This is a genomic window from Thermus sp. H19.2 (assembly GCF_054979525.1).
Genome location: NZ_CM143429.1, coordinates 2,146,396 through 2,160,013 on the forward strand (window position 1 = coordinate 2,146,396; position 13,618 = coordinate 2,160,013).

Annotated in this window: 16 protein-coding genes and 2 tRNA genes; 7 read left to right on the forward strand and 11 right to left on the reverse strand. The window is 69.3% G+C overall.

The genetic code is table 11. The features are described 5' to 3' along the window. The first annotated feature begins 31 nt into the window (after positions 1–31). Together ACY5J6_RS11630 and ACY5J6_RS11635 are read left to right on the forward strand one after the other, a co-directional pair. Positions 32–1,855: an aldehyde ferredoxin oxidoreductase family protein gene (locus ACY5J6_RS11630; RefSeq protein ID WP_462845296.1), complete on the forward strand. Its 1,824-nt coding sequence runs from the start codon at positions 32–34 to the stop codon at positions 1,853–1,855. A 57-nt stretch (positions 1,856–1,912) separates the two neighbouring features. Next, entirely contained in the window at positions 1,913–2,422 is a 510-nt protein-coding gene (locus ACY5J6_RS11635) for a ubiquitin-like small modifier protein 1 (protein ID WP_462845297.1), read from the forward strand. Between the two features lie 171 nt (positions 2,423–2,593). Here ACY5J6_RS11635 and ACY5J6_RS11640 read toward each other — a convergent pair whose 3' ends face one another. Together ACY5J6_RS11640 and ACY5J6_RS11645 are read right to left on the reverse strand one after the other, a co-directional pair. After that, the gene (locus tag ACY5J6_RS11640) at positions 2,594–3,949 is read right to left on the reverse strand and encodes an alanine/glycine:cation symporter family protein (protein ID WP_462845298.1); all 1,356 of its coding nucleotides are present in this window, start codon (positions 3,947–3,949) and stop codon (positions 2,594–2,596) included. 2 nt (positions 3,950–3,951) lie between these two features. Further along, positions 3,952–4,734: a DUF4388 domain-containing protein gene (locus ACY5J6_RS11645; protein WP_462845299.1), complete on the reverse strand. Its 783-nt coding sequence runs from the start codon at positions 4,732–4,734 to the stop codon at positions 3,952–3,954. Positions 4,735–4,789: 55 nt separating this feature from the next. Between ACY5J6_RS11645 and ACY5J6_RS11650 the strand changes: the two genes are divergently transcribed. Further along, positions 4,790–5,482 carry an alpha/beta hydrolase gene (locus ACY5J6_RS11650; protein WP_462845300.1) on the forward strand — a complete coding sequence of 231 codons (693 nt, stop codon included), beginning with the start codon at positions 4,790–4,792 and terminating at the stop codon, positions 5,480–5,482. 10 nt (positions 5,483–5,492) lie between these two features. After that, positions 5,493–6,239 (forward strand): ZIP family metal transporter, encoded by a 747-nt coding sequence (locus tag ACY5J6_RS11655; protein WP_462845301.1) that lies wholly within the window; start codon positions 5,493–5,495, stop codon positions 6,237–6,239. Here ACY5J6_RS11655 and ACY5J6_RS11660 read toward each other — a convergent pair. From ACY5J6_RS11660 to ACY5J6_RS11675, 4 genes are all read right to left on the reverse strand, one after another. After that, positions 6,187–6,951, reverse strand: a complete 765-nt coding sequence (locus ACY5J6_RS11660) for a DNA/RNA nuclease SfsA (RefSeq protein WP_462845302.1) — start codon at positions 6,949–6,951, stop codon at positions 6,187–6,189. The two genes, ACY5J6_RS11655 and ACY5J6_RS11660, sit on opposite strands and share 53 nt — an antisense overlap. 58 nt (positions 6,952–7,009) lie before the next feature. After that, positions 7,010–7,102, reverse strand: a tRNA-Ser gene (locus ACY5J6_RS11665). A 7-nt stretch (positions 7,103–7,109) separates the two neighbouring features. Beyond that, positions 7,110–7,199 (reverse strand) — tRNA-Ser (locus ACY5J6_RS11670). Positions 7,200–7,276: 77 nt separating this feature from the next. Next, positions 7,277–8,695, reverse strand: coding sequence for an SWIM zinc finger family protein (locus tag ACY5J6_RS11675; protein ID WP_462845303.1), 1,419 nt, complete (start codon positions 8,693–8,695; stop codon positions 7,277–7,279). 36 nt (positions 8,696–8,731) lie between these two features. Between ACY5J6_RS11675 and amrS the strand changes: the two genes are divergently transcribed. From amrS to ACY5J6_RS11690, 3 genes are read left to right on the forward strand one after another with little or no spacing between them, the layout of a single operon-like run. Next, positions 8,732–9,781 (forward strand): AmmeMemoRadiSam system radical SAM enzyme, encoded by a 1,050-nt coding sequence (gene amrS, locus ACY5J6_RS11680; RefSeq protein WP_462845304.1) that lies wholly within the window; start codon positions 8,732–8,734, stop codon positions 9,779–9,781. After that, positions 9,769–10,560, forward strand: a complete 792-nt coding sequence (gene amrB, locus ACY5J6_RS11685) for an AmmeMemoRadiSam system protein B (RefSeq protein ID WP_462845305.1) — start codon at positions 9,769–9,771, stop codon at positions 10,558–10,560. Before amrS ends, amrB begins: the two co-directional genes overlap by 13 nt. A 6-nt stretch (positions 10,561–10,566) precedes the next feature. Further along, a complete protein-coding gene (locus tag ACY5J6_RS11690; RefSeq protein WP_462845306.1) occupies positions 10,567–11,121 on the forward strand; it encodes a Uma2 family endonuclease in 555 nt (184 codons plus the stop codon). Here the strand turns inward: ACY5J6_RS11690 and ACY5J6_RS11695 are convergent. From ACY5J6_RS11695 to ACY5J6_RS11715, 5 genes are read right to left on the reverse strand one after another with little or no spacing between them, the layout of a single operon-like run. Continuing rightward, the gene (locus tag ACY5J6_RS11695) at positions 11,118–11,507 is read right to left on the reverse strand and encodes a hypothetical protein (protein WP_462845307.1); all 390 of its coding nucleotides are present in this window, start codon (positions 11,505–11,507) and stop codon (positions 11,118–11,120) included. The genes ACY5J6_RS11690 and ACY5J6_RS11695 overlap by 4 nt on opposite strands. 44 nt (positions 11,508–11,551) lie before the next feature. Beyond that, positions 11,552–12,301, reverse strand: coding sequence for an HAD family hydrolase (locus ACY5J6_RS11700; RefSeq protein ID WP_462845308.1), 750 nt, complete (start codon positions 12,299–12,301; stop codon positions 11,552–11,554). Continuing rightward, a complete protein-coding gene (locus ACY5J6_RS11705; RefSeq protein ID WP_462845309.1) occupies positions 12,301–12,663 on the reverse strand; it encodes a hypothetical protein in 363 nt (120 codons plus the stop codon). The genes ACY5J6_RS11700 and ACY5J6_RS11705 overlap by 1 nt, the downstream gene beginning before the upstream one ends. Then, positions 12,660–13,175 carry an LOG family protein gene (locus ACY5J6_RS11710; protein ID WP_462845310.1) on the reverse strand — a complete coding sequence of 172 codons (516 nt, stop codon included), beginning with the start codon at positions 13,173–13,175 and terminating at the stop codon, positions 12,660–12,662. Before ACY5J6_RS11710 ends, ACY5J6_RS11705 begins: the two co-directional genes overlap by 4 nt. Next, positions 13,176–13,610 carry a universal stress protein gene (locus ACY5J6_RS11715; protein ID WP_462845311.1) on the reverse strand — a complete coding sequence of 145 codons (435 nt, stop codon included), beginning with the start codon at positions 13,608–13,610 and terminating at the stop codon, positions 13,176–13,178. Positions 13,611–13,618 lie beyond the last annotated feature (8 nt).

The window sequence follows — 13,618 nt, forward strand, 5'->3', positions numbered from 1 at the left end:
GCGCGGCGCGGCCCATCTAAGGAGGTGCAGGATGCTCGGAGGATATGCCCACAGGCTCGCCCGTATTGACCTCAGCACCGGCCAGGTGGAGTACTTCGCCCCCGACCCCAAGGACCTGGAGATGTACGTGGGAGGAAGGGGCCTCGGGGTGAAGTACGTGTTTGAGAACGGCCCCCAGGTGGACCCCCTGGGCCCGGAAAACCTCCTCTGCATCATGAACGGCCCCCTCTCCGGCACCCGGGCCAAGATGTCGGGAAGGCTCGCCGTGGTCACCAAAAGCCCCCTCACGGGCACGGTGACGGACAGCCACATGGGGGGCTGGACCGCGGCCAAGCTCAAGTGGGCGGGGTTCGACGGCCTCCTCATCAAGGGGGCCGCGGACAAGCCCGTCTACCTCCTGGTGAAGGACGGGGAGGTTTCCATCCACGACGCCACGGACCTCTGGGGCAAGACCACCCACGAGGTCCACCGCATCCTCCGGGAGCGGCACGGGGAGGAGGCCGACGTGATGGCCATCGGCCCCGCCGGGGAGAACCTGGTGCGCTTCGCCAACTGGATCAACAACGACGAGCGGGCCGCGGGCCGGGGCGGCACCGGGGCGGTGGCGGGGAGCAAGAAGCTCAAGGCCATCGTGGTGGTGGGCCACCACGACAAGACGCCCCAGCCCAAGGACCCCGAGCTCTGGAAGGAGGCGGACCGCCTGGCCTCGGCCACCATCAACGACCCCAAGAACGTCACCGCCCCCAAGAAGGGCGGGCTTTCCCTCTACGGCACCAACGTCCTCATGAACATCACCAACGTCATGGGGGCCCTGCCCACCTATAACGCCCAGCACACCTGCATCGAGGGGGCGGAGAAGATCTCCGGGGAGTACATCCGCGAGCACCGCCTCATCAAGGACAACACCTGCCACGCCTGCCCCGTGGCCTGCAAGAAGATGGTGGAGGTCCACATCAACGGCAAGACCATCCGCTTTGAGTCCTACGAGTACGAGTCCGCCTGGGCCTTGGGGGCCCACTCGGGCCACACGGACACCGACTGGACGGGCTACGCCATCTACCTCTGCAACGCCTACGGCATGGACACCATCGAGGCGGGCAACGCCATCGCCGTCCTCATGGAGGCCACGGAGAAGGGCTACTACCAGGGCCCGGACGGGATCCGCTTCGGGGACAAGGAGGGGGAGGTTAGGGTCCTCGAGGCCATCGCCCACCGCAAGGGCGTGGGGGACATGCTGGCCGAAGGCCCGGCCCGCTTTGCCAAGGCCATCGGCCACCCGGAGATCGCCCTGGAGGTCAAGGGCCAGTCCATCCCCGCCTACGACCCCCGGGGCCTCAAGGGCATGGGCATCGCCTACGCCACCTCCAACCGGGGGGCCTGCCACCTTCGGGCCTACACCCCGGCCTCGGAGATCCTGGGCGTGCCCTACAAGACCGACCCCCTGGCCTGGGAAGGCAAGGGCAAGCTCACCAAGCTCTTCCAGGACCTCTCCGCCTTCACCGACTCCCTGGACCTCTGCAAGTTCAGCCAGTTCGCCGAAGGGCCCGAGGAGTACGCCAAGCAGCTTGCCGCCTACTGGGGCCGCCCCGTGACCCCCGAGGAGATCCTCCGCATCGGGGAGCGCATCTACAACCTGGAGCGCTACTACAACAACCTGGCGGGCTGGGGCGAGGGCTCGGACTACCTGCCCGAACGCTTCCTCAAGGAGCCCTCCGACTGCGCCGGCTCCAAGGGGCAGCTCACCGAGCTGGACCGGATGCTGGAGGAATACTACAAAGAGCGGGGCTGGGAAAGGGGCGTGGTGCCCCCCGCCAAGCTCCAGGAGCTGGGCATCCTCTCCCAGGCCGCCGACTAGCCCTCCCCAGGGTGGCCCCGGCCTTTGGGCCGGGGCCTTCCCTTAGACTCAGGGGGTATGCCCAAGGTGAACCTTTACGCCACCTTCCGGGACCTCACGGGGAAAAGCCAGCTGGAGGTGCCCGGCGCCACCGTGGAGGAGGTTTTGGCCAACCTGGTCCGGGCCTACCCCGCCCTGAAGGAGGAGCTCTTTGAGGGGGAGGGTCTGGCGGAGCGGGTATCCGTCTTCCTGGAGGGCCGGGACGTGCGCTACCTCCAGGGCCTCGCCACCCCCCTTTCCCCCGAGGCCACCCTGGACCTCTTCCCCCCGGTGGCGGGGGGCGGGCTTGCCCAGACCTTCGGGGCCCTTCCCCCCTGGCTCCTTGAGCGCTACCTGGAGGAGTGGGGCGGGGTCAAGGAGGGGGAAGGGGCCTACCGCCTTCCCGGTGCCCGGGTGCGCTTCCGGGAGGTGGAGCCCTTAAGGGTGGGAAGCCTCGCCATCCCCCAGCTCCAGGTGGAAGTAGAGGGGGAGGCGGCGGAAGCCTGGTTCCACCGCATCGCCTTCGCCGCAAGCCGGGGCGGGGGCTAATACCACCCCATGCTGGCCCAAGCCAGCATGGGGGCCCCGGCCCAAAAGGCACGCAGGGCTTCCGTACTCCGGCTTAGGCGAAGGATTCACGCCAAAGGGGTATAAGTGCCCGCGCCTTAGCGTCGCAACACGAGGTGCCCGAACCAAGGCTGGGAGGAAGCCCTTTTGGGGCTACCGGGGCGGCACCCAAGGCTCCCCGCGGAAAAACCCGTACACCAGCCGCCCCACCACGCCCCCCAAGAGCACGAGGCCCAGGAGGTTGGGCAGGGCCATGAGGCCGTTTAGGGTGTCGGAGATGGCCAAGAAGGCCTCGAGGCCCCCCAAAGGCCCCACGAAGGCCAAGGTGGCGAAGGCGAGGCGGTAGGGCCAGCGGATCCCCTCCCCGAAGAGAAAGGCCGCCGCCTCCTCCCCGTAAAATCCCCAAGAAACCATGGTCCCGAGGGCGAAAACGGCCACGGTGAGGGCCAAGATGGCCCCGCCCAAGGGGTGGGCCTGGAAGAGGGCCTGGGCGGCCTCGGCGGCGCTTCCCCCCTTCTGCCAGAGGCCCGAGGCGAGGAAGGTGAGGGCGGTGAGGCTGGTGACCAGGAAGCTCACGAACATCTCCGTGACCCCCCAGAAGCCCTGGCGCACCGGGTGGTCCACCTGGGCCTGGGCGTGGGCGATGGGGGCCGAGCCCAACCCCGCCTCGTTGGCGAAGATGCCCCGGCCAAGCCCGGCGTTGAGGGCGGCGAAAAGGGTGTAACCCGCAGCGCCCCCCAAAGCCGCCTCCGGGGTGAAGGCGGCCTGGAAGACCAGGGCCAGGGCCTCGGGGATCCGGGCCCCGTAAAGGACCAGGAGGGGCCCCACCGCCACCAGGAAGAGGAGGAGCTTCAAGGGCACCACCAGCTGGGCGAACCGGGCCACCCACACGATCCCTCCTCCCAGGACCACCCCCACCAGAAGGGCCAGGAAGAGGCCCACCAGGGCCGGGGGAAGCCCCAAGGGGACCAAGGCCCCCCCCACCGCCCCCGCCTGGGCGAGGTTGCCGATGCCGAAGGCGGCCAGGGCGGCGAAGAGGGCGAAGAGGTGGCCCAGGAAGCGGAGGCGGGGAAGCCCCCGGGAGAGGTAGTACATGGGCCCGCCGGACACCGAGCCGTCGGCGAAGCGGCGGCGGAAGTGGACGGCCAGGGTGGCCTCGGCGAACTTGGTCCCCGTGCCGAAGAAGTAGCCCACCCACATCCAGAACACGGCCCCCGGTCCCCCCAGGAGCACCGCCGCCAGCATGCCCAGGAGGTGCCCGGTGCCCAGGGTAGCGGAAAGGGCCACCATGGTGGCCTGGAAGGGGGTGATCTGGCCGCCGAAGCCATAGGCCCGCTCCCGGATGGCCCCGAAGGTCTCGGCGAAGGAAACCCGGAGCATCCGGAGGGGGGCTTGGAACCATCTTATCTGGAATATAACTAGGTAAGCCCCCACCAGGAGGAAGACCAGCTTCATGGGGAAGCCGTAAACGATGCGGTTCAGATACTCGTTCAGGGCCAGGATATCCATACCTACACCTCCGGCACCGCCTCCACCCTATCCCCCCGGCGGAGGCGGAGGCGCCTCAGGTCTTCTTCCAAAAGCCCAAGCCGCCCGGGAATATTGGGCCTGGGGCGGACCTCCATCGTCGCTTCCCGCCCCAAAAGGCGCAGGCGGAAGCCGTGACGGATGGCCCGGGCCCACTCGGCGTACAAGGCCTCGTCCACGTAGGCCACCCCAGAGCCCGGGCCGTAGATGGGAAGGACGATGAGAAGGGCCGGGGGTACCTCCACCCGGGGGACGGCCTCGAGGGCCTTCACCTGCAAGAGGGTGTGCAGGACCCGGGCCAGGCGCAAGACCCCCGGGGCCACGAGGACCTGAGCGATGGGCTTCCCCTCCACCTGGGCCAACACCTGTAGGGTCTCGGGGGAAAGCTCCACTTCCGCGCCCTTCGGGTTCAGGCGGAGCACGTACCCCCAGTCGCTGGGAAGGCTGAGCCCCTGCCACGCCGCCTGGGCCTCGGCCAGGCGGGCGGGTACGGCGAGCCCCCCCAAAAGGGTAGTGTGGGGCGGCAGGGTCTCGGGCTCAAAGGTGAAGGGGGCCCGCCTAAGGCCCGCCAAGAGGTCCAGGGCCTCTTCCCCCTCCAAAGACCGCTCCCCCGCCTGGACTTTGGCGTGCACCACCTGGCCTCCCCGCAGGTAGACCTCCGCCTCTAGAAAAGGGGGCTTAAGGACAAGCCGCCCGGTGCGCCCGGCGCTCATGAGGGCGCCCACCAGGGCGGGAAAGGGAAACTCGGCGAGGTTGCCCGCAAGCATTCTCCCCCGTTTTACCATGCTCCCCTACCGGCGTCCAGGCGGGGTATGCTGGAGTATGCACCTTCTGCTCCTCCACGGGTTCACCTCCCACCCCGTCCTCACCCTGGGCCCCCTGCCGAAAAGCCTTAAGGAGGCGGGCTTCAGCATAAGCCAGCCCGCCCTCCCCGGCCACGGCACAAAGCCCGAGGACCTCCTTGGGGTACGCTTCCAGGACTGGCTCTTGGCGGCGGAAAAAGCTTACCTGGAGCTCCCCGAGCCCCGGGGGGTGGTGGGGCTTTCCATGGGGGGGCTCCTCGCCGCCCATCTGGCGGCCCGACACCCCACCGAGGTCCTGGTGGCCCTGGCCCCCGCCTTGGCCCTGAGAAACCCCTTGGCGCCCCTGGCGCCCTACCTCCACCGGCTCATCCCCCGCTTTCCCGGCCCGCCCTCCATAGAGGACCCCGAGCTCAGGAAACAAAACCCCAACTACCCCTACTTCCCCACCAGGGCGGTCCTGGAACTCCTCGCCCTCATCCGAAAGACCCCGGAGGTCCTGCCCCGGGTGAAGGCCAAGGCGCTCGTGGTGGAGGCGGGGAAGGACCGGGTGGTGAAGGGGGTGCGCCGTTACCACGAGCTCTTGGGAAGCCCCAGGAAGGACTACCTGGTCTTTCCCCATAGCGGCCATGATCTCCTCCTGGACCGGGACCGGGAGGCGGTGGCCCGGGCCGTCCGGGATTGGCTAGTTACGAACGATAATCGTTTGCAATAGTATAGAGGCCATGGACGCCTTGCCCGTCTCCCCCCTAAGCGTTTTCCTCTATGCCCTCCTCACCGCCATCGCCACAGGCCTTGGGGCCCTCCCCTTTCTCTTTACCCAGAACATCCTAAGCCGACACCTGGGCCTGGCCAACGCCGCCGCCGCCGGCCTCATGCTGGCCGCCAGCTTTGGCCTCATCTACGAAGGGGTCCATTACAGCCTGGGCCGAGCCCTTCTTGGGGTCTTGCTGGGGCTTTTCTTCATCCAGCTCTCCCACCGCTACCTCGAGGGCCGGGAGGTGAACTTCGGCACCCTAAACGGCCTGGACGCCCGCAAGGCCCTTATGATCGTGGGCATCATGACCCTCCACTCCTTCGCCGAGGGGGTGGGGGTAGGGGTGGCCTTCGGGGGCGGGGAGGCTTTGGGGGTCTTCATCACCCTGGCCATCGCCGTGCACAACATCCCCGAGGGGCTGGCCATCAGCCTGGTGCTCATCCCCCGGGGGGTGAGCGTGCTGGGGGCCGCCCTGTGGAGCGTCTTCTCTAGCCTACCCCAGCCCCTCATGGCCGTGCCCGCCTTCCTCTTCGTGGAGGCCTTCAAGCCCGCCCTGCCCGTGGGGCTCGGTTTCGCCGCCGGGGCCATGATCTGGATGGCGGTGGCGGAAATCCTCCCCGACGCCCTTAGGGAGTCCGAGGCCGAGGGGGTGGCCACGGTCCTCACCCTCTCCGCGGCCCTGATGGTGGCCTTTCAGATCCTCCTCGGGGGCTAAGCCAGACCCAGGGGAGGGGGGCCTCGAGGCGGAGGGCTTCCAGGGTGGGGCGCACCCGGAAGGCGAGGAGCCGGACCCCGGCCCCCAGGGCCTCCCTGGCCGCCTGGAGGAGGGCCCGGTCCTCGGGGTCCAGGGCGAAGGCCTCCGCCAGGGGGTGCTGGACGACCCAGACGGCGAAGGCCCCGTACCCTTCCCGAGCCAAACGGGCAAGAAGCCGGAGGTGCCGGGCCCCCCTTGCGGTGGGGGCGTCGGGGAAGAGGGCGAGGCCTTCCTCCACGCGGTTGCAGTTCTTGGCTTCCAGAAAGGCCTCCTTTCCCCCAAGCCTCGCCCAGAAATCCAGGCGTTCCCCCGCCACGGGAGCCTCCCTTTTCAGGGCCTCCAGGGGGCCGAAGAAGCCCCCTCGGAGGAGGGCCTCGAGGACCCGGGCGGCCAGGGAGGCGTCCACCCCCACCAGGACCCCTCCCCGCTCCACCAACACCAGGCGGCCCAGGGTCTTGGGGGTGGGCCTGGGGTGGTAGTGGCACGGGGTGCCGGGAAGAAGGAGCTCGGCCATGCGCCCGCTATTGGGAAGGTGCAAAGGCCCCACGTCCGCCTCCACCAGGAAGCGGTTTGGCCGCCTCAAAAAGCGGCAAGGGGAAAGGGGGGGCAAGGCCAGGCTTAGCCAGGATGGGGACTCCGGCTCTTCTGGCCTCGCCTCGGGGGGAGGGTCCACGGGAAAAGGGTACAAGGGCATCGCCGCCAAGGAAAAGGCCCGGGAAACCCCGGGCGCTTGGCGGAGAGGGCGGGATTCGAACCCGCGGCACCGGTTTTCCCGGTGCAACACCTTAGCAGGGTGCCGCCTTAGACCACTCGGCCACCTCTCCAAGCCTCTGGCGGAGGGTGAGGGATTCGAACCCCCGGTGGGGAAAACCCCACAGCGGTTTTCAAGACCGCCGCCTTCAACCGCTCGGCCAACCCTCCAAGGTATGGCCGCAAGCCTTACTATGGGGCAAGACCCCCTCTCTGTCAAGGGCTAAGAAAGCGCTCCCGGCCCTCTTTCATGAGCCCTCGGCGAGAAGGGGGGCCAGGGCTTCCTTTAGGGCCGGGCGGCGGGGGTAAGCCTCGAGGAGGTTTCGGGCCAAGGCCCTGGCCGCCTTGGGGTCCAGGCGGGAGGCTTTCCCGAGGAGCCTCGCCGCCTCCTGGTAGGCCTTGCGGGTGCCCTTCTCCACCTCCCGCGCCGCCGCCTCCAGGTAAAGCCGCACCGCCTCTTGCGGAAGCCCCGCCTCCAAGGCCTCCGCCAAGGCGGGGTAGGCCTCCGGGGGAGCCCTTTGGAGGAGGCGGTCCAGGGCCTTCCAGTCCTCCTCCAGGAGGAGGATGCGGGCGAGGAGGGCAGGGTCTTGCACCTGCCGGAGGAGGCGGGGCCTCTCCTCGGCGAAGGCCCGGCCCAGCTTGGCCTTGAGGGCCAGGTAGTCCTCGAGGTTAGGCCTTAGGAGGAAGCGGGCCCGGTGGTCCTCGGGGCTTCCCCGGTGGGCCACGAGGAGGTCCAGGAGGGGAAGAAGCCTCGGGTCCTTGCCGAACCAGGCCACGGCCTCCTCGGCGTACTTCAGGGCCTCCTCCCGCCTACCCAGGGCCAGGAGCCGTCCCACGAAGGCCAGGTAGTCCTCCACCCCCTCCAGGCCTTCCCGGAGAAGGGCCAGGCCCTCCTCCTCCCTCCCCAGGGCGAAGAGGAGCTCGGCCCTGAGGGAGCGGGCCAAGGGGGAGCGCTCCTTCTCCAAAAGGGGGAGGAGGGCCTCAGGCCTCTCCCTCCCCAGGGCGAGGAGGGCCTCCTCCAGGGAAGGGGAAGGGGCCCTGAGGTAGAGGCGGAGGAGGAAGGCGGGGTCGCCCCGGACTTCCAGGTAGCGGGCCAGAGCCGCCCTGAGGTAGGGCTCGGGGTCAAAGGGGGCCTCGAGGAGGGCCTCCATAAACCGCCCCACCTCCTTCTCCCCCGCCTGGGAAAGCCGCAAAAGGAGCCGCCTCGCCTCCTCTTCCCCCCCTCCCAGGTGGAAGGCCCGCCTGAGGGCCCTTACCCCTTCCAGGAAGGCCTCCTGGGGAAAGAGGGCCTCGGCGAGCCAGAGGGCCGCCTCGGGAAGCTGGGCCAGGGCCTTGAGAAGGCCCTTGGCCTCCTCGAGGGAGAGGCGGTCCAAGGCCTGGAGGAGGTCCTCCTTGGGCCTGTGGGCCAGGTAGGCGTAGAGGAGGGCGGCGGCGTGCTTGCAGGGAAAGAAGGGGTAGGGGCAGGTACAGGCCCCCGCCATCCCCGGCCCCACCTCCACCCGGTAGGGCAGGGGCTCGGAGCCCTGCACCTCCCCCAAGAGCCGCTCCCCCACCCGATAGACCCTTAGGACCCGCCCTTCCTTAGCGTAGGCCAGGCCCCGGGCCAGGACCTCCTCGGGGAAAAAGGGGGCGAAGTCCTCCTCCTTCTCCGGGGGGAAAGGGGCCACGGACCCAGTTTGCTACAATGAGGTTAGCGGTATCAAATGCTCGCCGCCACCCTGAGGGAAGCCGACCTCTTCCGCCCCCTCCCCAAGGGCTTTGTGCAGTGCCGGGCCTGCGCCCACTATTGCGCCGTCCCCGAGGGTGGGACGGGGAAGTGCGGCGTGCGGCGCAACTTCGGAGGCCGGCTCTACCTGGTCACCTACGGCAAGGCCGCCGCGGTCCACCTGGACCCCGTGGAGAAGAAGCCCCTCTACCACTTCCACCCCGGGGAGGGGATCCTCTCCGTGGGCACCGTGGGGTGCAACCTCTTCTGCGTCTTCTGCCAGAACTGGCCGATCTCCCAGTTCCGGGAGTTCCGGGTCTCTCCAGAGGGCCTTTTGGACCGCCCCATCGGGGAGGACTGGCCCCCAAAGCGCCTGGTGGCCGAGGCCGAGGCCCTGGGGGTGAGGCTCCTCGCCTACACCTACAACGAGCCCGCCGTCTGGATAGAGTACGCCCACGACACCGCCCGCCTGGCCAAGGCGCGGGGCATGAAGAACGTCTTCGTAACGAGCGGCTTTGAGACCAAGGAGGCCTGGGACCACATCAGGCCCTACCTGGACGCGGCCAACGTGGACCTCAAGGGCTTCACCGAGAGGTTCTACCGGGAAATCTGCGGGGCCCGGCTCAAGCCCGTGCTGGAGAGCCTGGAATACCTGGCGGGAAGCGGGGTCTGGGTGGAGGTCACCACCCTGCTTTTGGAGGGGTACAACGACTCGGAAGGGGAAATCCGGTCCATGGCCCGCTTCCTCAAGGGGCTTTCCCCCGAGATCCCCTGGCACCTCACCGCCGCCCACCCCGACTACCGGATGCTCCACCTCCGGCCCACCCGGCACGCCACCCTGGTGCGGGCCTATGAGATCGCCAAGGAGGAGGGCCTGCGCTTCGTCTACGTGGGAAACGTCCTAGACGAGGAAAGGGGCTCTACCCACTGCCCGGACTGCGGGAGGCTTCTCCTGAGGAGGCGGGGCTTCCGGGTGGAGGCCCGCTGGGAGACCCCCGGGGTCTGCCCCGGGTGCGGGAGGAGGGTCCCCGGGGTATGGACCTGGTAAGGCCCCCCGCCGTGGCCGGGCGCTTCTACCCGGGGAAGCGGGAAGCCCTCCTCGGGTGGGTGAAGCGCCTTTTGCAAAGGGCCCAAACCCCGCTTGAGCCCCGGGCCCGCGGAGCCCTTTCCCCCCATGCAGGCTACCGCTACTCGGGAAAAGTGGCCGCCGAGGCCTTCCGGGCCCTCTCCGCTTGGCAGGGAAAGGCCACGAGGGTCCTCCTCCTGGGCCCGAGCCACTTCGTGCCCTTTAGGGGCGTGGCCTTCTTCCCTTACCGCTCCTGGCGCACCCCCTTGGGGGAGGTGGCGGTGGACCTTTGGGGCGGGGAGAGGCTTCTCGCTTTGGGCCCTCCCTTCCTGGCCTACGAGGCCCCTTTCCGGGAGGAGCACAGCCTCGAGGTCCTCCTCCCCTTCCTCCAGGTGGCCCTCCCAGGGGTCCCCATCCTCCCCCTCCTCTTCGGGGAAGCGGACCCCGAAAGGGTGGGGGAGGCCCTCCTCGGGGAGCTCGGCCCCAAAGACCTGGTGGTGGCCTCCAGCGACCTCTCCCACTACCATCCCGACCCCCTGGCCAGGGAGATAGACCGCAAGACCCTGGGGGCGGCCCTGGCCCTAGACGCCGAGGGCCTGGCCCGAAGGGAGGCCTGTGGAGCCCTTCCCTGGGCCAGCCTCACCGCCTTGGCCAAGGCCCTCGGGTGGCGGCCCAGGCTCCTCGCCTACGCCACCAGCGCCGAGGCCGGAGGGGGAAGGGAGCGGGTGGTGGGGTATGGGGCGTTGGCCTATCTAGAATGAAGGAAGATGACCCCGGTGCGTCGGCGCTTCAGCGTGGAGGAGTTCCACCGCATGGCCCAGGCGGGCCTCCTCGGGGAAGACGACCGGGTGGAGCTCCTGGAAGGGGAGATCTGGCAGATGAGCCCCATCGGTAGCCGCCATGCCGCCTGCCTCCGCCGCCTCCGCCGCCTCTTCACCCCCCTGGAAACCCAAGGCCTATGCCTCCTCGCCGTGCAGGACCCCCTGCGCCTAAGCCCCCACAGCGAACCCCAGCCCGACCTCCTCCTCCTCAAACCCCGAGAGGACCTCTACGCCGAGGCCCACCCGGGCCCCGAGGACGTCCTCCTCTTGGTGGAAGTGGCCGATGCCTCGGGGTCCTACGACCGTGAGGTGAAAGCTCCCCTCTACGCCCGGCACGGGATTCAGGAGGTCTGGGTGGTGGACCTCGCGGAGGGGAGGGTCCACCGCTTCCTGGAACCCTCCCCCGGGGGCTACCGGGAACACCACGTCCTGGGCCTCGAGGACACCCTCTCCCCCAAGGCCTTCCCCCAGCTTCGGGTGCCGGTGGCCTCTCTCCTCTAAAGCCGCACCAGGGGCCGGAACCAGGGGATGGAAAGGAGAAGCACCCCTAGGGCCAGGGCGAAGAGCAGCCTAGCCCCGGGCCTCCCTTTCCGCGCCCGGGCCAGCCCCGCGTGGGCCAGGCCCAGGGCCACAAGCCCCCCCACCCAGTGCTCGGCCACGAAAAAACGGGCCTCCCCCGGCGTGGCCACGGCCGCCTCTAGGCTCGCCAGGGCCCCTTGCACCAGGGGGCTCAGGAAAGCCAGGACCACCCCCAGGACCACTTGCAGGGTGAGGGCGTGGGCGAAGAGGGCCCCGGGCCGGGGTTCGGGCCGCCCCAAGGCGTAGAAGCCGAAAGCCAGGACCAGCCAGCGCACCAGGTTGTGCAGGAAGAGCAGGGCCTCGTGCATGGGGAAAGTCTACCGGCCAGGCCCCCCTCTTTCCCGGAAGGAGGTCACGAAAGGAGGAGGGCCTCCCGCAGGTCCTTCACCTCCAGGTGGGCGGGGTAGCGGGGATCGGGCTTGCGGTGGCCCCGGTCCACGAAGACGGCCCGTATCCCCGCGAGGAGGGCCCCCTGGACGTCCCTTTCCGGGTTGTCCCCCACCATCACCGCCTCCTCCGGCCCCACCCCGAAGGCCGCGAGGGCCATGCGGAAAAGCCTGGGGTCGGGCTTGCCCAGGCCCACCTCACCGGAGATCAGGGTGAGGGCAAAGGCCTCCCCCAGCCCCGCCCCGAAGAGCTTTTCCCGCTGCAGGTCGGGCACCCCGTTGGTGAGGAGGACGAGGGCCGCCCCCCTGGCCCTCAGGGCCTCGAGGAACTCCGGCACCTCGGGGAAAAGGGGATAGCGCCGCCTTTCCCGGAAGAAGGCCTCGGCCAGGTCCCGCGCCCTTTCCTCGGGCCCCCCGAGGCGGGAGAGGGCCTCCCGGAAAACCCGTTCCCGGAAGGGCCAGGCCCACTCCGCCAGGGCCTCGAGGCCCGGGGTGGTGTAGCGGGCCCAGAGGGCCTCCAAGGCCGAGTGGCCGATCCTTTCCGCCCAAGGGTAGAAGGGGGCTTCTCCAAAGAGGGCCTGGGCCCGCTCCCTCACCGCCCCGAAAAGCCCCTCCACCCCCACCTCCTCCCCCAGGCCCTCGAGGACCCTTTGGGTCACGGCGTGGTCCTGGAGGAGGGTGTCGTCCAGATCTAAAAGCCAAAGCCGCGCCGCCACTACCCCTCCCGCACCAAGACCGGGTTCTCCCCCGGGTCAAAGAGGAGGAGGTGGTCCCCCGCCTCTAGGAAGGCCAGGCCGTACTTGGCAAGGCGGAGCTTCTCGTGGGAAAGGCTATCCACCCAGAAGACGATCCGGCCCGCCTCCAAAGCCAGCCGGGCGAAGCCCTGGCCCTCGGGCCTGGGCCTTTGCGGCCCCCGCCCCACCCCTCCCGCGCCGGGCCTCAGGAGGAGAAGCGGGCCCTCCTTGGGGGCGAGGAGGGCCTCCCCGGGGAGGAGCTCCTCCAGGGCTAGGCCCAGGGCCTGGTAGAAGCTCACCCCCTGGCCCAGGTCCGGCACGTGGACCAAAAGGGTCTCGCTCATAGCCTCCTCAGGAAGCGGCGCAGGTCTTCCTCCTCCCGCACCACCTGGAGGAGGGCCAGGTCCTCGGGGGCGATCTCCCCGTGGGCCTTGAGGAGGCCAAGCCAGTAGGGGTCCACCGCCAAGGGCCGCCCCAGACCCCGCCTGAGGTAGAGGAGGTTCCAGGCCAAAAGGAGCTCCGCCAGGGTCCCCACCCCCCCGGGCAGGGCCAAATACCCCGCCCCCAGGTCCAGAAGCCGGCCGATGCGCTGGGGCAAGGTGGCGGCGGGGAGCTCCAGGTCCACGAAGGGGTTGGGGGCCTTTCTCTCGGGGAAAAGGGCGGGGGCCGTGACCCCCACCACCAGGCCGCCCTTGGCCTTCACCCCCCTGGCCAGGGCCTCCATCCCCCCCTGGTACCCGCCGCAGGCCAGGCCGAAGCCCTCCTCGGCCAGGACCTCCCCATAGCGCACCAGCCTGGCGTAAAGGGGATCTTCAGGGGAGAGGCGGGAGGAAACAAAGACGGAGAGGAAGCGCATCTAGCGGCAGCGGACCACGAGGACGGGGACGGAGACCCGGTGCAGCACCCCTTCCGTCACCGAGCCCAGGAGAAGCTTGTCCAGGCCCGTGCGCCCGTGGGTGCCCATGACCAGGAGGTCAAAGCCCTTGGCCACCTCCACGATGGTGGGGATGGGCACCCCTTCCTTCACCTCCCCCGTGGCCTCCACCCCCTTCTCCCGGGCCAGGGCCAGGGCCTTCCCTATGGCCTCCTCCCCGGCCTTCTTCAGGTCCTCCAGAAGCTCAAGGCCGTAAGGGACGCTTTCTGGAGCGATCCAGATGGCCTGGGCGGGGTTTTCCAGGACGTAGAGGAAGTGGACCTTGGCCCCTAGGGCCTTGGCCAGCCCAAGGCCGTGCTCCAGGGCCTGGAGGCTGCAGGGGCTGCCGTCGGTGGGCATGAGGATGGTCTTGTACATGAACACCT